Origin of the sequence: Xanthobacter luteus (genome assembly GCF_040049235.1) — a bacterium.
Lineage (GTDB): Bacteria > Pseudomonadota > Alphaproteobacteria > Rhizobiales > Xanthobacteraceae > Xanthobacter.
The window spans coordinates 1,158,236-1,177,680 of record NZ_JBDZDO010000001.1; the positions used below are offsets into that span (position 1 = coordinate 1,158,236).

General features: G+C 70.3%; 17 protein-coding genes. 7 read left to right on the forward strand and 10 right to left on the reverse strand.

The annotated features are described in order from the left end of the window. Positions 1-29: 29 nt before the first annotated feature. Positions 30-1,163 (forward strand): metallophosphoesterase family protein, encoded by a 1,134-nt coding sequence (locus tag ABLE88_RS05645; protein WP_348830463.1) that lies wholly within the window; start codon positions 30-32, stop codon positions 1,161-1,163. Continuing rightward, positions 1,160-3,868: an AAA family ATPase gene (locus ABLE88_RS05650; protein WP_348830464.1), complete on the forward strand. Its 2,709-nt coding sequence runs from the start codon at positions 1,160-1,162 to the stop codon at positions 3,866-3,868. Before ABLE88_RS05645 ends, ABLE88_RS05650 begins: the two co-directional genes overlap by 4 nt. Before the next feature lie 110 nt (positions 3,869-3,978). Here the strand turns inward: ABLE88_RS05650 and egtD are convergent, their stop codons facing one another. Beyond that, positions 3,979-4,950, reverse strand: coding sequence for an L-histidine N(alpha)-methyltransferase (gene egtD / locus ABLE88_RS05655; protein WP_348830465.1), 972 nt, complete (start codon positions 4,948-4,950; stop codon positions 3,979-3,981). Between the two features lie 2 nt (positions 4,951-4,952). Beyond that, positions 4,953-6,245: an ergothioneine biosynthesis protein EgtB gene (gene egtB, locus ABLE88_RS05660; RefSeq protein ID WP_348830466.1), complete on the reverse strand. Its 1,293-nt coding sequence runs from the start codon at positions 6,243-6,245 to the stop codon at positions 4,953-4,955. 258 nt (positions 6,246-6,503) lie between these two features. Here egtB and ABLE88_RS05665 point away from each other — a divergent pair, with 258 nt between their 5' ends. After that, complete coding sequence (locus tag ABLE88_RS05665) at positions 6,504-7,250, forward strand: haloacid dehalogenase type II (RefSeq protein ID WP_348830467.1); 747 nt, start codon at positions 6,504-6,506, stop codon at positions 7,248-7,250. 61 nt (positions 7,251-7,311) lie between these two features. Continuing rightward, positions 7,312-8,205 carry a LysR family transcriptional regulator gene (locus tag ABLE88_RS05670; protein ID WP_348830468.1) on the forward strand — a complete coding sequence of 298 codons (894 nt, stop codon included), beginning with the start codon at positions 7,312-7,314 and terminating at the stop codon, positions 8,203-8,205. Between the two features lie 295 nt (positions 8,206-8,500). Here the strand turns inward: ABLE88_RS05670 and ABLE88_RS05675 are convergent, their stop codons facing one another. From ABLE88_RS05675 to ABLE88_RS05695, 5 genes are read right to left on the reverse strand one after another with little or no spacing between them, the layout of a single operon-like run. Beyond that, entirely contained in the window at positions 8,501-9,829 is a 1,329-nt protein-coding gene (locus ABLE88_RS05675) for an ABC transporter substrate-binding protein (RefSeq protein WP_348830469.1), read from the reverse strand. A gap of 29 nt (positions 9,830-9,858) precedes the next feature. Then, positions 9,859-10,596 carry an ABC transporter ATP-binding protein gene (locus ABLE88_RS05680; protein WP_348830470.1) on the reverse strand — a complete coding sequence of 246 codons (738 nt, stop codon included), beginning with the start codon at positions 10,594-10,596 and terminating at the stop codon, positions 9,859-9,861. Next, positions 10,593-11,348 carry an ABC transporter ATP-binding protein gene (locus ABLE88_RS05685; protein ID WP_348830471.1) on the reverse strand — a complete coding sequence of 252 codons (756 nt, stop codon included), beginning with the start codon at positions 11,346-11,348 and terminating at the stop codon, positions 10,593-10,595. The genes ABLE88_RS05680 and ABLE88_RS05685 overlap by 4 nt, the downstream gene beginning before the upstream one ends. After that, positions 11,345-12,358 carry a branched-chain amino acid ABC transporter permease gene (locus ABLE88_RS05690; RefSeq protein ID WP_348830472.1) on the reverse strand — a complete coding sequence of 338 codons (1,014 nt, stop codon included), beginning with the start codon at positions 12,356-12,358 and terminating at the stop codon, positions 11,345-11,347. Before ABLE88_RS05690 ends, ABLE88_RS05685 begins: the two co-directional genes overlap by 4 nt. Further along, positions 12,355-13,209: a branched-chain amino acid ABC transporter permease gene (locus tag ABLE88_RS05695; RefSeq protein ID WP_348830473.1), complete on the reverse strand. Its 855-nt coding sequence runs from the start codon at positions 13,207-13,209 to the stop codon at positions 12,355-12,357. The genes ABLE88_RS05690 and ABLE88_RS05695 overlap by 4 nt, the downstream gene beginning before the upstream one ends. Before the next feature lie 544 nt (positions 13,210-13,753). On the opposite strand from ABLE88_RS05695, the gene ABLE88_RS05700 reads away from it, so the two are divergent. Further along, positions 13,754-14,488, forward strand: a complete 735-nt coding sequence (locus tag ABLE88_RS05700) for a DJ-1/PfpI family protein (protein ID WP_348830474.1) — start codon at positions 13,754-13,756, stop codon at positions 14,486-14,488. Positions 14,489-14,511: 23 nt separating this feature from the next. On the opposite strand, the gene ABLE88_RS05705 is transcribed toward ABLE88_RS05700, so the two are convergent. Together ABLE88_RS05705 and ABLE88_RS05710 are read right to left on the reverse strand one after the other, a co-directional pair. Continuing rightward, positions 14,512-14,820 (reverse strand): transcriptional regulator domain-containing protein, encoded by a 309-nt coding sequence (locus tag ABLE88_RS05705; RefSeq protein WP_348830475.1) that lies wholly within the window; start codon positions 14,818-14,820, stop codon positions 14,512-14,514. Then, on the reverse strand, positions 14,792-15,382 hold the full coding sequence (locus tag ABLE88_RS05710; protein WP_348830476.1) for a GntR family transcriptional regulator: 591 nt from the start codon (positions 15,380-15,382) through the stop codon (positions 14,792-14,794). The genes ABLE88_RS05705 and ABLE88_RS05710 overlap by 29 nt, the downstream gene beginning before the upstream one ends. A 392-nt stretch (positions 15,383-15,774) precedes the next feature. On the opposite strand from ABLE88_RS05710, the gene ABLE88_RS05715 reads away from it, so the two are divergent. After that, the gene (locus tag ABLE88_RS05715; protein WP_348830477.1) at positions 15,775-16,845 is read left to right on the forward strand and encodes a carbon-nitrogen hydrolase family protein; all 1,071 of its coding nucleotides are present in this window, start codon (positions 15,775-15,777) and stop codon (positions 16,843-16,845) included. 300 nt (positions 16,846-17,145) lie between these two features. After that, positions 17,146-17,982, forward strand: coding sequence for an alpha/beta fold hydrolase (locus ABLE88_RS05720; RefSeq protein ID WP_348830478.1), 837 nt, complete (start codon positions 17,146-17,148; stop codon positions 17,980-17,982). A 94-nt stretch (positions 17,983-18,076) separates the two neighbouring features. Here the strand turns inward: ABLE88_RS05720 and ABLE88_RS05725 are convergent, their stop codons facing one another. After that, entirely contained in the window at positions 18,077-19,393 is a 1,317-nt protein-coding gene (locus ABLE88_RS05725; RefSeq protein ID WP_348830479.1) for an amidase, read from the reverse strand. Positions 19,394-19,445 lie beyond the last annotated feature (52 nt).

The following is a 19,445-nucleotide window of genomic DNA, read 5'->3' on the forward strand; positions in this document are numbered from 1 at the left end:
GGCCGAATCTCGCAGCTCCGGAGAGGCCGGTGGGCATCAGGCTGATCCATACGTCCGACTGGCAGATCGGCAAGGTCTTCCGCTTCCTGGACGGCGCCACCATGGGCGTGCTGCAGGAGGCGCGGCTCGCCGCGATCACGCGCATCGGCGCCCACGCCCAGGCGTTCGGCGCCGGGCACGTGCTGGTGGCCGGCGACGTCTATGACATGCAGGCGCTCTCGGCCCGCTCGCTCAACCAGCCGCTGGAGCGCATGCGCGCCTTTCCCACCGTGACGTGGCACCTGATCCCGGCCAATCACGACCCGCATCGGCCGAACGGGCTGTGGGACCAATTGGTGCGCCGGGGCCTGCCCGCCAACGTCCAGGCCCACCTGGCGCGCGCGCCGGTGGCGCTCGAGGCGGGCGCGGTGCTCCTGCCGGCGCCGCTGTTCCACCGCCACACGCTGGACGACCCCACCGCCTGGATGGACGCGGCCGAGACCGCCGACGGCGCGCTGCGCATCGGCCTTGCCCACGGCTCGGTCACCGGCTTCGGCCCCGAGGGCGTCGACCAGCCCAATTACATCTCGCCGCTGCGCCCGCAGACGGCGGGCCTTGCCTATCTCGCGCTCGGCGACTGGCACCGGCAGCAAAGGATCGGCCCGCGCTGCTGGTACAGTGGCACGCCCGAGCCGGACGCCTTCGACGTGGAGGAGGGCAAGGCGCTGGCGGTCGAGATCGACGGGCCGGACGCGCCGCCGCGGGTCGAGCCGTTCGACACCGGCGGCTTGCGCTGGGTGAGCCTCTCGGCGCAGCTGAACACCCGCGCCGACATCGACCATCTCGCCGCCCGGCTGCGCGCGCTCGCGGCCGATCTCGACCGGGTGCTGGTGCACCTCGAGGTGGAGGGCGCGCTCTCGCTCCAGGACCGCAGCGCGTTCGAGGCCGAGATCGTGGACGGGGTCTCGGCGGCATTGTGCGTCCTCAGGGTGGACGAGCGCCGGCTGTTCCCGAGCCCCACCGCCGAAGACCTCGACCGCATCGACCGCGGCGGCTTCGTGCGCGCGGCCGCCGAGGAGCTGCGGCGGCTCGGCGCGGCGGGCGGCGCCGAGGGCGCGCTCGCGGCGGAGGCGCTCCAGCGGCTCTATGTGGAGCACATGAAGCTCGAGGCGGGGCGCCGATGAGGCTGCGCGCGCTGGCGGTGAACCAGTTCAAGAAGTTCACGGCGCCGGTGCGCCTCGACGGCATCGGCGACGGGCTGAGCGTGGTGGTGGGCGCCAACGAGATGGGCAAGTCCACCCTGCTCGAGGCGCTGCACGCGGCGCTGTTCGAGAAGCACGCCTCGAAGGCGCAGAAGATCGTCGCGCTGCAGAACGACCGCAACCAGGCGGCACCGGTGGTGGAGCTGTCGTTCGAGGTGGAGGGCGGCCTCTATCGCATCACCAAGAGGTTCCTCAAGAAGCCCTATGCGCGCCTCGACTGCCCGGACGGGCGCACGCTGGAGGGCGAGGCCGCCGAGGATGCGCTGCGCGCGCTGCTGCGCTTCGAGGAGCCGGGCAAGGCCGGCGCCAAGGCCGACACGCTCGGCATGTGGAGCGTGCTGTGGGTGAAGCAGGGCCTGTCCTTCGCCGATCTCGCTCTGCCCGAGACCGCGCGCTCCAGCCTCCACGACGCGCTGGAGAGCGAGGTGGGCGCGGTGCTGGGCGGCCGGCGCGGCCTGGCCCTGCCCCAGGCCATCGAGGAGCAGCGCGACGATCTCCTGACCAAGGCCGGCAAGCCGCGCGGCGCCTATGCCAAGGTGATCGAGAGCGTCGAGGCGGTTTCGGCCGAGATCGCGGTCCTCGCGGCGCGCCGCCAGGACCTGTCCCAGACCCTGGAGGCGCTGGAGGCGGCGCAGGAGCGCCTCGCCCGCCTCTCCGCTCCCACGCGCGACCGCGAGGACGAGGCCGAGCTTGCGGACGCGCGCGCGCGCCATGGCCGCCTCGCCGAGCTCGAGGCGCGCATCGCCGGCGCCGCCCATGCGCTGGAGCTGCGCCAGCGCGACCTCGCCCAGGCCGAGGCGGCGGCAGCCGAGCGCGCGCGCCTGAGGGAGGACATGGCCGCCGAGGCGGCCGCCCTCGCCGGCGCGGCCGCGCGCCTCGCCGCGGCGCGCCACGATGGGGCGGCGGCGCGCGCGCGCATGGACGGGCTCAGGCAGGCGGTGCGCGCCGCCGAGGAGGAGGTGGCCGCCTGCGAGGAGCGCGCGCTCGCCGCCCAAGGCCGCGCCGCCGCCGTGGAGCGCGCCGCCCGCATCGGCGAGCTGGAGGCCCGCCTCGCCAAGGCCGAGGCCGCCGCGGCGCGCGCGCGCGACGCCCGTCAGAAGGCGGCGGCGATCCTGGTGAGCGAGGCCGCGCTCCTCGCCATCCGCAAGGCCGAGAAGGAGACCGGGGCGGCCGAGAGCCGGCTCGGCGCGGCGGCGACCCTCGTCAGCCTCGACATCCCCGCCGCGCGGCGCGCCGGGATCGAGGTGGACGGCCGGCCGCTGGCGCCGGACCAGGACACGATCCGCGCGGTGGAGGCGGTGACGCTCCTGATCCCCGAGCGCGGGCGTGTCACCATCACCCCCGCCATCAAGGACCGCGACCTCCTGCAGCGGCAGGCCGAGGAGGCCGCGGCGCGGCTCAAGGAGGCGCTGGCGCGCGCCGGCGTGCCCTCCCCCGCCGAGGCGGAGGCCCAGCACCAGCGGCGCACGCGCCTGCTGGCGGAGGCCGAGTTCGCGCGCAGCGAGGCGGAGCTGCACGCGCCCGCGGGCGAGGGACGCGCCGCCGGCGCGCCGGCGCTCGCCGATCACATCGCCGGCCTGCGCGCCATCCTCGCGCGCGAGGCCGCGGGCCTCGGCCAGGACGGCCTGCCGGGGCGCGAAGCGAGCGAGGCGGCGCTGCGCGCGGCGCAGGACGCATTGGCGGCCGCGCGCGCCGCGCGCCAGGCTGCCCGCGCCGCGCTGACGGGCCCGGAGGAGGACCTGGACCGGCTCCAGGCGGAGCTTGCCACCCTCTCGGCGCGGCACGAGCAGGCGGAGATGCGGGTGGCGCGCCTGCGGCACGCCCTCGACGGGGCGGCGGACGCGGTCGACGATGCCGGGATCGAGGCCGCCATCGCCGAAGCGCGCGCGGCGCGCGCGCGGCAGGAGCGGGACATCCGGGCGCTCGAGGCCCAGCGCACCGAGGAGACGCTGCCCCAGCTCGGCGCGCGCATCGAACGCCTCGAACGGGCGCTCGCCGACCGGCGCGAGAAGCGCGCGGCGCTGCAGGAGCAGATTGCCGGCCTGAAATCCCGCCTCGAAGTCTCCGAGGCGGCCGGCCTCGACGAGGCGCTCGCGCTCAAGGCGCGCGAGCTGGAGCTCTGCGAGGCCGAGCGTGCCCGCCTGGCGCGCGAGGCGGAGGTGCTGGCCCTGCTGGCGCGCACGCTGCGCACGGCCGAGGCTGAGGCCAAGCAGCGCTACCTGTCGCCGGTGCTGAAGCGCGTCGAGCCCTATCTGCGCATCCTGTTTCCCGGCGCGCAGATCCGCATCGACACCGACCTCAACATCACCGGCCTCCTGCGCGAGGGCGCGCACGAGGAGGCGTTCCACCATCTGAGCATGGGCACGCAGGAGCAGATCGCCGTGCTGGTGCGCCTCGCCTTCGCCGAGATGCTGGTGGAGCGCGGCGAGCCGGCCACCGTGATCCTCGACGATGCGCTGGTGTTCTCCGACGACACCCGCATCAAGCGCATGTTCGACATCCTCAACATGGCGGCCAAGAACGTGCAGATCCTGGTGTTCACCTGCCGCGAGCAACTGTTCGACGAATTGGGCGGCAAGCCGCTGACGTTGAAGCCCGGCAGCGGCGAGGATCTGATCTCCGCGTGACGCGCGAGGGGAGGTGCGCGGCGATCTGCCGTGGGCCGATCGCGCTCTAAATCAATGAAAGAGAACGCGGTGTCCGATCAGCTTGCGGTGCAAGCTGATCGGCGCGCGCTCTAAGGCGCGACCTCGGCAAGGAGGACGGCGAACAGCTCCTCCGGGTCGGTCCACCCGGCCACCGGCGTCCAGCCCGCCGCCCGAAGCAGGAGCGAGGCATCGCGCGGGCCGTATTTGTGGCTGTTCTCGGTATGGATGGTTTCCCCGGCGCGGATTGAGAACGGCCGTCCGGCGATGGTGAAGGCCAGATCGCGCTGCGCCTCCAGGTGCATCTCGATCCGCGCCGCGGCATCGTTCCAGCGCACGCGGTGGCGGAATGCCCTAACCGGGATGTTGGCCCCGAGCTCGCGATTGATGCGCACCAGCACATTGAGATTGAACTGCGCCGTGACGCCCTGCGCGTCGTCATAGGCGGGCAGGAGCACGTCCTCGCCCTTGATGCGGTCGATGCCGATCACCAGTTGCGCGCCGGCGCCGAGCGTCGCCGCCAGGGTCCGCAGCAGGTCGACTGCCGCGTCCGCCTCCATGTTGCCGATGGTGGAGCCCGGAAAGAAGCCGAGGCGCGGCGCGCCGGCGAGCGCGGCCGGCAGCGCCAGCGGCTTCAGGAAATCGGCCTCCAAGGGATGGATCGGCAGGTGCGGGAAGGACCTGGCCAGCGCGGCCGCGCTCTCGCGCAGGAACGCGCCCGATATGTCGACCGGCACATAGGCGGAGGGCGCGACGGCGCTCAGCAGCAGCGGCGTCTTGGCCGAAGAGCCGGAGCCGAACTCGACCACCGCGCGCCTCGGGCCGACACGCGCCGCGATCTCCCCCGCCGCCGCGGCGAGGATGCGCCGCTCGGTGCGGGTCGGATAATATTCGGGAAGCGCGGTGATCGCCTCGAACAGCTCGGAGCCGCGATGGTCGTAGAACCACCGCGCCGGAACCGCCTTCTGCGCCGACGCGAAGCCGGCGAGGACGTCCGCCAGGAAGGCCGGGTCGGCGGCGGACGCCGCGGGGTTCGCGGCGACGCGGTCGATCTCGCGCAGCATGATCAAAGATCCTTTGCCAACCGCACACCGGTGAACTGCCAGCGCTGGTGCGGGTAGAAGAAATTGCGGTAGCTCGCGCGGACATGGCCGCGCGGGGTGGCGCAGCTTCCCCCTCTCAGGACGAACTGGCCCGACATGAACTTGCCGTTATATTCGCCGATGGCGCCGGCGGCGGGGCGGAAGCCGGGATAGGCAAGATAAGCGGAGCCGGTCCACTCCCAGACGTCGCCGAACATCTGGCGCAGCCCATCGCCGCCGCGCGCCGGCAGCGGACAGGCCGCCACCGGCGCGTCCAGGAAATTGCCGCTGGCGGGATCGAGCCGGGCGGCGGCGCTCTCCCACTCGGCCTCGGTCGGCAGACGCGCCCCGGCCCAGCGGGCGAACGCGTCCGCCTCGTAATAGCTGACGTGCCGCACCGGCGCCGAGAGGTCGATCTCGCGCAGGCCGTCGAGCCCGAAATGCTGCGACCAGGCCCCCGCTGCGTCGCGCCGCCAATAGGCCGGCGCTTCGATGCCGTTCTCGCGCAGCCAGGCCCAGCCGTCCGCCAGCCACAGGCTCGCCGTCCCATAGCCGCCATCGGCCATGAAGTCGCGCCACTCGCCATTGGTGATGAGGCGGTCGGCGAGCGCGTGCGGCTGCAGCCAGGTGACGTGCCGCGGGCCCTCGCAATCGAACGCGAAGCCGTCGCCGGAATGGCCGATTTCCGCCGTGCCGGCGCGCCCCTCGACCCAGCGCAACGGCTCCGGAACCGCGCCCGGCGGCCGCGCGGCCGGCGCATAGGCGGCCGGGGTCAACGGATTTTGGGCAAACAGGTGCAGGAGATCGGTGAGCAGCAGCTCCTGGTGCTGCTCCTCGTGATGGCAGCCGAGCTCGACGAGCGCGAGCGTGGCCGGCGGCAGATCGGGCAGCACCCGCTCGATCTCCGCATCCACCGCCGCCCGGTAGGCGCGCACCTCGTCGAGCGACGGCCGGGTCAGCAACCCGCGCCGCGGACGGGCGATGCGCGCTCCCTCGGCCTCGTAATAGCTGTTGAACAGGAAGGCGAAGCGGCCATCGAACGACCGGTGGTTCGGGACATGATCGCGCAGCACGAAGGTCTCGAAGAACCAGGTGGTGTGCGCCAGATGCCATTTGCTTGGCGAGGCGTCCGGCATCGATTGCGCCGTGGCGTCCGCGTCGGAAAGCGGCGCCGCCAGATCGAGCGAGAGCTTCCTGACCCGCGCGAAGCGTCGCGCGGCCGCGGCGTGCGGTGCCGTCTCGGCGCTGCGCGCCATGGCATCGTGTCGAACACTCATGGATGCCTCCCTGGTTGATTGCGGAACGGCGGCAGGGTCATGGGGCAGTGGCGACGCTACGCACCCGGATCACCGGGACCTGGGAACCAAAGCCAAGGATTGCAAGACCTGCGCCTCTCGACCCTGAGCGCAGACGCGACCATTCGCCGGCGTCGCGCGCCGAAATCAACGCCGCGGGCCTCGCATCGGATCACGCCCGCGCCTAAAAATGTCGTGGCTGTCCCTCCGCCGCCGCGCACCCCCTTACCGGAGCACCCCATGATCAAGGCCTTCGTGTTCGACGCCTATGGCACCCTCTACGACGTCCAGTCGGTGGCGGATGTCACCGAGGCCGCCTTTCCCGGCCATGGCGCGCTCATCACCCAGATCTGGCGCATGAAGCAGCTGGAATACAGCTGGCTGCGCTCCATGATGGGGGCCTATGAGGATTTCTGGGCGGTGACGCGCCAGTCGCTGGCGTATTCGCTCGACGTGCTGGGCCTCGAACCGTCGGCGACGCTGATCGACGAGATCGCCGAGGCCTATAATTGCCTGACCCCCTATCCCGAGGCCGAGGCGGCGCTCGCCGCATTGTCCGGCTACCGGCGCGCCATCCTGTCCAACGGCAGCCCGGCGATGCTGGACGCGCTGGTGGGGCGTTCGCCGCTCGCCGCGCAGATCAGCACGGTCCTGAGCGTCGACGAAAAGCGCGCCTACAAGCCGGACCCGCGTGCCTACGATCTGGTGCAGGAGCGCCTCGGGGTCGCGCCGTCCGAGGTGGTGTTCGTCTCCGCCAACGGCTTCGACATCGCGGGAGCGAAGAAATACGGCTTCCGCGTCGCCCGCATCGCCCGCGTGCCCGCGGCGGCGCTGCGCGCGGAGATCGGCGCCGGGCCGGTGGGCCCCGCGACGCTCTTCAAGGCGCTGCGCAGCCAGCTCGAAGGGCTCGGCTACGCGCCGGATTTTGAGGTCTCCTCCCTCACCGAGCTCGCCCGCCTGCCCGGCGTGGCGCCGGCCGCGCATTGACGCGCCGTCCTTTGCCGGCCATCAAGGGGGCCCCGCCCGCGCACCGATCACCGGGGTTGACGTGTTCAACTGGAACGATCTGACCTATTTCCTGGAGCTCGCGCGGCAGAGCCGGCTGATGCCGGCCGCGCGGCGGTTGAGGGTCGACCACACCACGGTCTCGCGCCGGATCGCCGAATTGGAGAAGGACCTCTCGGTCAAGCTGTTCGACCGCAAGCCGGACGGCTTCGTGCTGACCGAGCACGGCCACCGCCTGTTCGCCATCGCCGAGCGCATCGAGCAGGAGGCGGGGGAGATCCAGGAATCCATCCGCGCCGCGCCGAGCGCGCCCACGGGCCGGGTGCGCGTCGCCTCCATGGAGGGGATCGGCGCCTTCTACCTCGCCGAGCGCTTCGCCGAGCTGGCCGAGAAGGAGCCCGGCATCGTCGTCGAGCTGGTCACCGAGCGCCACCTCATCAATTTGACCAAGCGCGAGGCGGACATCTCCATCTCCTTCGTGCCGCTCTCGGGCCAGCGCCTGGTGATGCGCAAGCTCGGCCAGTTCCGGCTCTCGCTTTATGCCGCGCCCGATTACATCCGCCGGCGCGGCCTGCCGCAGACGCCGGACGACCTGCCCGCCCACAGCTTCGTGGACTATGTGGAGGACCTGGTGGCGATCCGGCCGGTGCACTGGCTGCTGGACGTGCTGGAGCCCTCCAGCGTCGCCTTCCGCTCCACCTCCATGCACGCCCAGCAGAACGCCATCGCGCGCGGGGCCGGCATCGGGCTTCTGCCGCTGTTCTCGGCCAAGTCCAATCCGCGCCTGATCCCGGTGCTGGCGGACGAGGTCCAGGTAATGCGCGACGTGTTCGTGAGCGTCCACGAGGATCTGGAATTCATGGGCCGCGTCAAGGTGGTGCTGCGGCACCTCACCGACATTTTCAGGCGCGACGCGGACTTTCTGACCAAGCTCTGAGGGCGGGGGCCGCGCGCGCCGTCGCCCTCCGGCTTGACCGGAGGGCCCATGCCGCGGCCAGGCGCAACACCGGGCAGCGCATCGATGGTCCGGTCAAGCCGGAGCATGACGGCGACGGGCTTCAGCGGCCTGTCGCTCCTGTCACCGCCGTCATCCCCCGGCTTATCCGGGGGATCCACGCACCGGCTGGTCCGGAGCTCCATTTTTGGGCTGCCCGCAGGCTGCGGGGTGGATGCCCCGGACGAGCCGGGGCATGACGGCAATTGGGGCCGCGTTCAGCCAATCGCAGCCTCGCTCAGGCCGGCATCTTGGAGAGGTCCACGCGCGGCGGCATGGCCTTGCCCAGCTCCTCGCGGGTGACCTTCTTCTGCACCTCGAACTTGTTGTCGATGACGCGCGAGATGTAGCAGTCGATGATGCCGGAATGGTCCTCCTTGCGCAGCAGCTTGGCGCCCTGGGGGTGGCCCAGCGAATTGGCCATCTCCAGCCCCTCCAGCGCCTCGATGACGAGCACGTCGTCCTTCTTGGTCTTCCAGCCGCTCTTCTCGATCGCCTGCTTGAGCGCGAACACGTTCTCCCACGACTGCCAGGCGTGGCTCTTGGCCATCACCTTGGTGGAGGTCTTCTCGCGCGCGTCGACGTCGTCGATCTCCATGATCTCGTTGTGCTTCTTGTGATACTCGTCATCCTTGAACTTCAGCATGCGCGGGAAGTTCTCGACCAGATAGACCCCCTCGCCCGCGCCCTGCAGGTCCGCCGGGGCGATCGCCTCCATGGTGCCGCAGATGGAATACATGCGCATGGTCTTCTCGAGGCCCATGGATTTCGCCTGGGTGTAGAAGGCCACCGACTGGGCGCCGAAGAACACCGAGAACAGAACCTCCGTGTCCTGGGCGATCTTGGCGAGGTAGGGCACGAGGTCCTTGGCGTCGAGCGGCACGAAGATGGGCGGATGGACCTTGCCGCCGAGCTTCTCGATGACCGCCTTGTGCTCCTGATAGTGGCTGTGGCCCCAGGCATAATCGGGCGAGATGATGGTCCAGGTCTTGCCGAGATTTTGGAACGCCCAGGGCGCGCCGGCGGCGGCGAGGCCGTAGGTGTCGGTGCCGGTGCGGAACGAATAGCGCGTGCTCTTCGAGCCGGTGGCCTCGGTGGCCTCGCCGGCGGAGAAATAGACCGTCTTCAGCTCGGTCGCGACCGGGATGGAGGCCAGCATCACGCCCGAATGCACCGAGCCGACGACGAAGTTCGCGCCGCCGCGCTCGATCAGCGCCCGCAGCTTGCGCGCGCCCACCGCCGGGTTCGATTCCGTGTCCTCGGTGAGCAGCTCCACCTTGCGCCCGGCGATGCCGCCGCCCTCGTTCACGAGCTTGACGGCGGCCTTGGCCGCCTTGTCGTGCCAGTAGCCCCAGGAGGAGAAGCCGCCGGTCAGCTCGCAGTGATTGCCGATATAGATCGGCCCGCCGGCCTGGGCGTAGAGGTCGCGGGTCAAACCGAGATAGGCCGTGCCGGCGGCGACGCCGCCGGCGAGCGCGTGGCCGAGGAAGCTGCGCCGCGACAGGCCGGACGCCTCGGGCGCGGGGGACGCGGACAATTCGGGGGTGTTCGCCTTGCCGTCGGTCATCTGTTCCACTCCGGTTTTTGCGACCCCTGTCAGAGCGCCACGCCGAGATAGCGATGGACCGTCGAAGGATCGGAGGTGAGCTCAACGCTGGTGGCCTCGTGGACCACCTGTCCGCGCTCCATGAGATAGATGCGCGAGGCGAGCGCGAGCGCCGTGCGCACGTTCTGCTCCACCAGCAGCACGGCGACGCCGCGCCTGGCGATGGCGGCGATCTCGCGCCGGATCTCGGCGACCAGCTTCGGCATGATGCCTTCGGTGGGCTCGTCGAGGAGGATCAGCGAGGGCTTGCGCATCAGGCAGCGGCCGATGGCGAGGATCTGCTGCTCGCCGCCCGACAGCGTGCCCGCCGCCTGGAAGCGCCGCTCGGCGAGGCGCGGGAAGCGGGTGTAGATGTCCTCCACCAGTTCCGGATCGGGCGCCGACCTTAGGCCGAGGAACAGGTTCTCCTCCACGCTCAGCACCGGGAAGATGCCGCGCCCCTGCGGCACGTAGCCGATGCCGAGGCCGGAGAGCTTGTAGGCCGGCAGGCGGCCGATGTCGGCGCCCTGGAACGCCACGGAGCCGCCGCGCCGCGGCAAGAGGCCGAGGATGGCGCGCAGGGTCGAGGTCTTGCCGACGCCGTTGCGGCCGAGCAGCGCCACGGTCTCCCCGGCGCCGACCTTGAGGTCGACCCCGCGCAGCACCGGCACGCGGCCGATGGCGGCCTGAAGCCCCTTCACGTCGAGCACGGTGCTGCCGACCACGGGATGAGCGAGCGGAGCGTTCATGCCGCCTCCTCCGGAGCGCCGAGATAGGCGTCCTGCACCTCGCGGTTCGCCGCGATCTCCTTTGGCGTGCCGCGCGCCAGCACCCGGCCCGCCGCCATCACGGTGATGCGCTCGGCGATGGCGAACACCACCTCCATGTCGTGCTCGATGAGGATGATCTGCGTCGATTTCGAGAGCGCGAGGATGCGGGCGACCGTGGTCTCGGTCTCCGCCGGGCTCATGCCGCAGATGGGCTCGTCGAGCAGCAGCAGCTTCGGCGCGTTGGCGAGCGCGAGGGCGATCTCCAGCAGCGCCACGTCGCCGTAGGACAGCGTGCCGGCGACCCGCTTGGCGAGGCGCGCGAGCCCGGTCTCGGCGAGCAGCTCCTCCACCCGCCGGTTGACGCCGGCAAAGCCCGCGGCCGGGCGGAAGGGGCTCGCGATCTTCTCGTGCGCCATCACCGCGACCCTGAGATTGTCGGCGACGGTGAGGCCGGTGAACACGCTCTTGATCTGCAGCGTGCGCGAGAGGCCGCGGGCGACAATCTGGTGCGGCCTGAGGCCGGCGATGTCGTCACCCGCGAAGATCACCTGGCCGGCGTCCGCCGGCAGCATGCCGGTGATGAGGTTGAACAGCGTGGTCTTGCCGGCGCCGTTGGGGCCGATCACGGCGCTGAGCACGCCATAGGGGAAGTCGAGGTCCACCCCGTCCACGGCGGCGAGGCCGCCGAAGCGCTTGGTGAGGCCGCGGATGGAGAGCACGTTGTCCATCATTCGGCCTCCGCGCGGGCGGTCACGGGGACGCCGGGATTTTCCAGGTGCTCCTTCTCCTCGGCTTCGCCGCGCCAGGCGAGCGCATTGAGCGAGCCGACGATGCCCTTGGGCGCGAAGATCACCACCAGGATGGTGATGGCGCCCACGGCCATCAGATAGTTCTCCCACAGGCCGGAGACCACCTCGCGGAAGACGATGAGCAGCGCGGTGCCCACCAGCGGGCCGAGCAGCGTGCCGGCGCCGCCGACGATGGCCCAGACCACCGCCTCGCCGGACACGTGGTAGAACATGTAGGAGGCCGAGGCGTAGCGCCCGAACAAGGCGAGCAGCGCCCCGCCCACCCCGGCGATGAAGCCCGCCAGCACGAAGGCGATCCAGCGCGTGGCATAGACGTTGATGCCGATCAGTTGCGCCCGCTTCTCGTTCTCCCGCACGGCGGCGAAGCGCAGGCCGAGCGGGCTCGCCACCACCAGCGCCAGGAGCGCGTAGCAGGCGAGGCAGATCAGCAGGATGAAATAGTATTGGGTGGTGCGGTCGGTGAGCATCAGCCCGGCCGCGGCAAGGATCGGCGGCGCGCTGAAGGACAAACCGTCGTCGCCCCCGGTGAGCCATTTCGCCGACATGGCGAGGAAATAGAAGATCAGCGAGAACACCACGGTGATGATGGCGAAATAGTGCCAGGTGAGCCGCACCGCGAACGCGCCCGCCACCGCCGCCATGGCGGTCGCGGCGGCGATGCCGAGCCCCAGCGCCGGCCACAGCCCGAGCCCGAGCAAGGAGATGCCGATGGCGGTGCCGTACATGCCGAAGCCGAAATAGAGCGCCTGGCCGAACGACAGCAGCCCCACATAGCCGAACAAAAGGTTCACGCTGGCGGCGAGCAGCGACCAGATGAGGATCTCGGCCACCACGTTCACCCAGAAGGTGAGGCCGAAGGCGGGCAGCACCAGCGGCAGGCTGGCGAGTGCGGCGATGAGCGCCACGATCAGAGCGATGCCGGCGCCCCTCATCGCGTCGCCCCCGCGAACAGACCGTGGGGACGCGCCAGCAGCACGACGCTCATCACCACCAACGAGGAGATGCGCGCCATGGTGGGATCGGCGAAGGCGGAGACCACGCCCTCCATCACCGCCAGCAGCATTGCGGCGGCCACCGTTCCCTTGAGGTTGCCGAGGCCGCCGATCACCACCGCCATGAAGCAGACCGGCAGGATGTCGATGCCGGCGCGGAAGTCCACCGTGGTGATGGGCGCGGCGATGACGCCGCCGAGCAGCGCCAGCGCGGTGCCGAGGCCGAAGGTGAAGGCGCACACCAGCGTCACCGGGATGCCGAGCGCGGTCGCCGTCTCCCGGTCGTGGCGCACGGCGCGGATCCAGGTGCCGAGCGTGGTGCGCGACAGGAACAGGAAGAAGCCGGCGATGGCGAGCGCGGCGAACAGTGCCGCGAACAGGCGATAGACGTCGTAGTCGATGCCGAACAGATGGATGGTGCCCTCCACCGGGGCGGCCATGCGGCGCGGCTGCGGACCGAGGGTGGCGCGCACCGCCTCCTGGAGGATCATCGACAGGCCGAAGGTGATGACGATGGTGAGCGAGGCCGAACTGATGGCCGGGCGGATCACCAGGCGCTCGATCACCAGCCCCAGGCAGAAGCCCAGCAGCGGCACCAACACGAGGGCGATCCAGAAGCCCGTGGCGCCGGTGATGACCAGCCCGAGCACGGTGCCCACCATGAAGAAGTCGCCATGGGCGACGTTGATGATGTCCAGGAGGCCGAAGATGATGGAGAGGCCGAGGGCGATGAGCGCCACGATCAGCCCCCAGATCAGCCCGTTGATGGTCAATGCGATGACGATATCCATGGCTCTGGCAGGTTGTTGTGTTTCATCGAGTGTTGCCGCCCGGGCGCCCGGGGGGTACCGCGAAAATCTGCAAAAGGGTTTGCGGAAAAGGCACGCCCAAATTCTCGGCAGATGGCATCCCTTTCGGCATTTTCGCCGGCCGTCCGCCTGCAATGTCTTCAACGCATGGCGCAGCGCCGGGCCGCAGCCGCCGGAATGTCCGCACGCCCCGCTTCGACGCCCCCAGGCGCGGCCGAAGCGCGACGACCCCGCTCATTCACTCGATCCACTCATACGCACCCTCCTTTGTCATACGTTTGACTTTAGTGTAATGTTTTGTCTTTCAGCAAACAGGCCAGCGAGATTTCATATGGTATTCAGCCCTGGTGCCGATTTCGAGATGGAGGGCGGCGGCAATTCTTGCCACGCACAATCAGACTTTGCCACGTTAAATCAGACAATATGTGTCAAAAAAAGTTCTGTCAATGTTTGTCTTGACGATGGTTGACGTGCTTGTCACACAGGGCTGTCGCCAACGCGCGACGCGCCAAAGGAAGGACCAGCCATGATCCCCGCAGACACGCATCTCCAGATCGGTTCGATCCTGTTCGACGGGCTCGACCAGATCGACTTCACCGGCCCCTTCGAGGTCTTGTCGCGGATCCCCAACTCGACGCTCCATATCGCCGGCAAGAGCCTGGCGCCGGTGAAGGATACCCGCGGCCTCATCCTCACGCCGGAGAAGACCTTTGCCGAGGTCCCGAAGCTGGACGTGCTTCACGTGCCCGGCGGGCCGGGCCAGGAGGCGCTGATGGAGGATGAGGAGACGCTCGATTTCATCCGCACCCAGGCCGCAGGCGCGCGGTTCGTGTTCTCGGTCTGCACCGGCGCGCTGATCTGCGGCGCGGCTGGCCTGCTCAAGGGCAAGCGCGCCACGACCCACTGGGCGGCCATGGATGTCCTGCCCTACCTTGGCGCGACCGCGCTGACGGACCGCGTGGTGATCGACGCGAACTACATCTTCGCGGGTGGCGTGACGTCGGGCATCGACGGCGCGCTGCACCTGGCGGCCATGCTGCGGGGCGAGGCGGTCGCCCAGCAGATCCAGCTCTATATGCAGTACCACCCCGAGCCTCCGTTCGATGCGGGCATCCCGGAGCGCGCGCCCGCGGAAATCGTCGCCGCGGCGCGGGACTCCGTGAAGCAGCTCACCGAGCGCCGGATCGCAACCGCGAAGCGGGTCGGCGCGCGCCTGGGCATCGCCCACCACGGCGATGCGGGACAAGTGCCTTCGGCCTGAACACCCGTGGGGTTGGAAGAGGATCAGGCACCTCTTTCGACCCCCTCGTTCCGGACGATCGCGGCCAGCGTCCGGGCGAACTCCTCGGACAAAGTCTTGTCGATTGCGCTCGCGGTGACGCGGATGGCCGGCGGCGAGGCCAGGCGGAAGATGGCGCCCGTGCGCACGGTCCAGCCGCTGTCGAGGAGACGGCGCGCGACCGCCTGCTCGTCGTCCACCGGGATCCAGACATTCATGCCATCGCGGCCATGGGCTTGAATGCCCTCGGCGGCCAGAGCGGCAATGATGCCTTCTCTGCGCCGCTCATAGGCGGCCGCGGCTTTGGCGATCATCTGCTCGTGACCCGGCGCCGGCCTGCCGCATCAGGCCCAGCGTGGTCATGAAGCAGGGATCTTCCACTCCAATGGCATCCCCGGGCGCCAGCATCTTGCGGAAGATGGTGGCGATGGCGTCGAAGGTGCCCGACGCCAGCCACAGTTCGCCGATGGGCAGCCCGTCCCTTTCGAGCCTCTGGCCGAGGATGCGCATCAGCTCCGGATCGTCGGGAGGATCCTCATAGGCCCGCTGGTGCCACCCCATGGCCCTGAGCACCGACGTCATGTCCGGCAGCAGCGCGGGATCCGGATTTCCCCCGGCAAGATCGCGCGGCGAGGTGCGCATGCGCGGCGCAGCGGCGGCATCGCTGGTCACGCGGCTGCCCTGGCGCCCGCGCCCCTCGATGATGCCCGCTTCGGAAAGCAGCTTGTAGGCCGCCGCCACCGTATTGCGGTTCACGCCGAGCTCGTCCGCCAGCGTTCGCACCGTGGGCAAACCCTGCCCCCGCTTCAGCTGGCCGCCTTCCACTGCGGATTGAATGCTCTGGACGATCTCGGCTGCCCTGCGGCCCGTAATCACGCCTCGATTCCCTTCGTCCCATGCGCGGGCGGCCCGCCCCTGCGAGGAGCGCGCCCAAGGTGGGCAACGCTCAGCGCTCCGCCACCTGGAAGCAGTGATGACGCTGGATTCTCTTAGCGCCATCAGACAAATAACGTCAAATTCTCTATTTCACGCTTTTGTCTTGAATACCGGCATCGCGGTAGTCATTCTTGCCCAGACAAAGCCGATCGAGGAGAGGATCACATCGGCAGCAGCGTGACGCGGCGCGAACGATCCGCGCGAGGCGTGGCGGAAGCCTCCGGGCAGAAGTGCAGGGGGATGTGCGGAAATTCGCGGTTCTCCCCGCATTCGGCCTCCCCACTAATGGTCCGAACCCGCGCGCCGCGCGCCGTCCAGAGACCGGGGCAAAGATGACCGTCACCTATCCGCGCTTCAAGGCCGCCGCCTGCCACACCTCGTCCGTGTTCCTCGATTCCGAGAAGACCGCCGAGAAGGCCTGCGATCTCATCGCCGAGGCCGCCCATGCGGGCGCCGCTTTGGTGGCGTTCCCGGAATCCTTCCTGCCCGGCTTTCCGGTCTGGGCCGCGCTTCAGGCGCCGATCTACAATCACAGCTTCTTCCGCGCGCTGGTGGCCGAGGCGCAGAAGCTCGCCGACCCCGCCATCCGCTCGATCCGCATGGCGGCGCGCCGCCACGGCGTCACCGTCTCGCTCGGCTTCACCGAGGGCACGGACGCCAGCGTCGGCTGCATCTGGAATTCCAACATCCTGATCGGTCCGGACGGCGCCATCCTGAACCATCACCGGAAGCTCGTGCCCACCTTCTACGAGAAGCTGGTGTGGGCCAATGGCGATGCGCGCGGCCTTCGGGTGAGCGCCACCGAGATCGGCCGCATCGGCATGCTGATCTGCGGCGAGAACACCAATCCCCTCGCCCGCTACGCGCTGATGGCGCAGGGCGAACAGGTGCATGTCTCCTCCTATCCGCCGATCTGGCCGACCCGTCCGCCGAGCGAGGAGGGCGGCTACGACTTGAAGCGCGCGATCGAGATCCGCGCTGGCGCCCACGCCTTCGAGGCCAAGGTGTTCAACATCGTCGCCTCCGGCTTCGTCGACGCGGCCATGCGCGAGGCGCTCGGCTCGGTGAACCGGGAAAGCCTCGATATCATAGACAATTCCCCGCGGGGCATCTCCCTGGTGCTCGACCCCACGAGCGAGGTGATTTCGGACGTGCTCGCCGATCACGAGGGCATTCTCTACGCCGAGATTGACACCGCGCGCTGCGTGGAGCCGAAGCAGTTCCACGACGTGGTGGGCTATTATAACCGCTTCGACGTGTTCCACCTCGAGGTCAACCGCGCGCCCCACGAGCCGGCCCACTTCTCCCAGGACGCCGGTGAGCTCGATAGCGCGCCGCTGGTCCATGCGGCCGCGGACACGCTGGACGAGCCGTTCTTCGCGCGCGCCAACGGCGCCCTCTGAGGCGCCGCCCCGGCGCGGTCGCACATCCGGCGTCGGCGCGTGAACGACCGGCGCGCGTGTCGCGGGCCCGTCGGTCGCGCGCACCGGATGGCAGCCCGCCATCTCGCTGCCCTTTGATTCGCGGCCCCCGCATCGTCCTGCGAGGCGGCAGGACGGCGCGCGCTTACGCAAGGGTGCGGTCTTATCCGCAAGACGCGGCGGCGCGGCGAAGGCGATGGTCCGGGGCGCCTGCAAACGGCGCTGCGCGCTGGCCGGCAGGCCCGGCGCCACCGCTGCCCCGAACCGCGAAGGAACTCCCCAATGCCCACGATCACCACCAAGGACGGCGTCGACATCTTCTACAAGGACTGGGGTCCGAAGGACGCCCAACCGATCGTGTTCCACCACGGCTGGCCCCTGTCGTCCGACGACTGGGACACGCAGATGCTGTTCTTCCTCGCCAACGGCTATCGCGTGGTGGCCCACGACCGGCGCGGCCACGGCCGCTCGGCGCAGGTTTCCGACGGGCACGACATGGACCACTATGCCGCCGACGCGGCGGCGGTGATGGCGCATCTCGACCTCCTGAACGCGGTGCATATCGGCCACTCCACCGGCGGCGGCGAAGTGGCCCGCTATGTGGCGAAGTTCGGCCAGCCGCAGGGCCGCGTCGTCAAGGCGGTGCTGGTCAGCGCCGTGCCGCCCGTCATGGTGAAGACCGCAAATTATCCCGGCGGGCTGCCGATCGCGGTGTTCGACGGCTTGCGCGCCGCGCTCGCCGCCAACCGCTCCCAGTTCTTCATGGATGTGGCCTCCGGCCCGTTCTACGGCTTCAACCGCGACGGCGCGACGGTGTCCCAGGGCGTGATCCTCAATTGGTGGCGCCAGGGCATGATGGGCAGCGCCAAGGCCCATCTCGACGGCATCAAGGCGTTCTCGGAGACCGACCAGACCGAGGATCTCAAGGCCATCACCGTGCCGACCCTGGTGCTGCACGGCGAGGACGACCAGGTGGTGCCGATCGACAATGCCGGCCGGCTGAGCGTCACGCTGGTGCAGAACGGCACCCTCAAGACCTATCCCGGCTACCCGCACGGCATGCTCACCACCCATGCCGACGTTCTGAACCGCGACCTGCTCGCCTTCGTCAAAGGCTGAAGGCCGCGCCGCCGGTCGGCACGGGGGCCAGGCGACGTCGCGCCGCCCCGCGGCGGCCCGGCGTCGCAGGTGCGCCTCTCGCTCGAACGGAACCTCACGCCACGGGGGCGATGCCGAGCGGGCGGCCGAGCGCCATCTCGGCCGCCTTGGCGACGCGCAGCAGCTTGAGATCCTCGCCGAACGGCGCGACGAGCTGGATGCCGAGCGGCAGGCCCTTCGGCCCGACGCCGGCCGGCACGGCGATGGCCGGCACGCCGATGGTGGTCCACGGCACGCACAATGCGGGGTCGCCGGTATTGTCCAGGGTCTCGGGCGCCTCGCCATAGGCCGGGGCGGTGAGCAGCACATCGAAGCCGGCGAGCGCGCCGGGCAGCGCCGCCCGCAGCGCCGCCTGGTCCTGGCGCGCGGCGACATAGGCCGGCGCCGGCACCGCCCGCCCCGCCGCCGCCAGCGCCTTGAGCCGGTCGCTGGCCTTGTCGGGGAAGCGGTCGGCGAGCGGGCCGAGATGGAAGGCGCCCTCCGCATGGCAGATGGTGGTGCCGATCTCCACCAGGCGCTGGAACGCGGCCGGCAGGCTGATCTCCTCCACCACCGCGCCGGCATCGGCCAACATCCCCGCGGCGTGGCGCAGCACCTCGCGCTGGGACGGCTCCAGGAGCGCCCATTCGGGCCCCATGAGCAGGCCGATGCGCGGCTTCGGAAACGGGGCGAGTCCGTCCAGCGGCACCTGGAACGGCGGGAAGGCGCGCGCGCCGTCGCCCTCGGCGATGAGCGCGAGCACGTAGGTCGCGTCGTCCACCGAGCGGGTGAAGAGGCCCACATGGTCCAGCGACAAAGCGAGCGGATGCACCCCCGCCCGCGGCACTGCGCCGAACGAGGCCTTCAGCCCCACCACGCCGCAATAGGCGGCCGGCCGCAGCACCGAGCCGAACGTCTGGGTGCCGAGGGCGACAGCGACCGCGCCGCAGGCCACCGCCGCCGCCGAGCCCGAGGACGAGCCGCCCGGCGTATGGCCGGCGTTCCAGGGGTTGCGGGTGCCGGCGGGATGGCGCCAGGCGAATTCGGTGGACTGGGTCTTGCCGATAGGCACCGCCGCGAGCGCCTTCAGGCGCTTCACCACCGCCGCGTCGGCCGCCGGCACATGGTCGGCATAGATCGGCGAGCCGTAGGTGGTGGGCATGTCCGCGGTGTCGATCACGTCCTTCACGCCGACGGCGACGCCGGCGAGCGGTCCCGCGCCGGGGTCGGGCGCGGCGCCGAGGTCGGCGAGATACGTGAAAGCGCCCACCGCCGGCTCGCAGGCGCGAGCGCGGGCCGCGGCCGCGGCGAGGCTCGCGCGCGGATCGAGCGTGCCGGCGGCGACGGCGCGCACGGTTTCGAGCACCCCCTTCGGGGCGAAGGTCTCAGTCATGGATGTGCCGAAGGTCCAAATTTCAGGGCGGCGGCCGGTCCCTCGGGGCCGG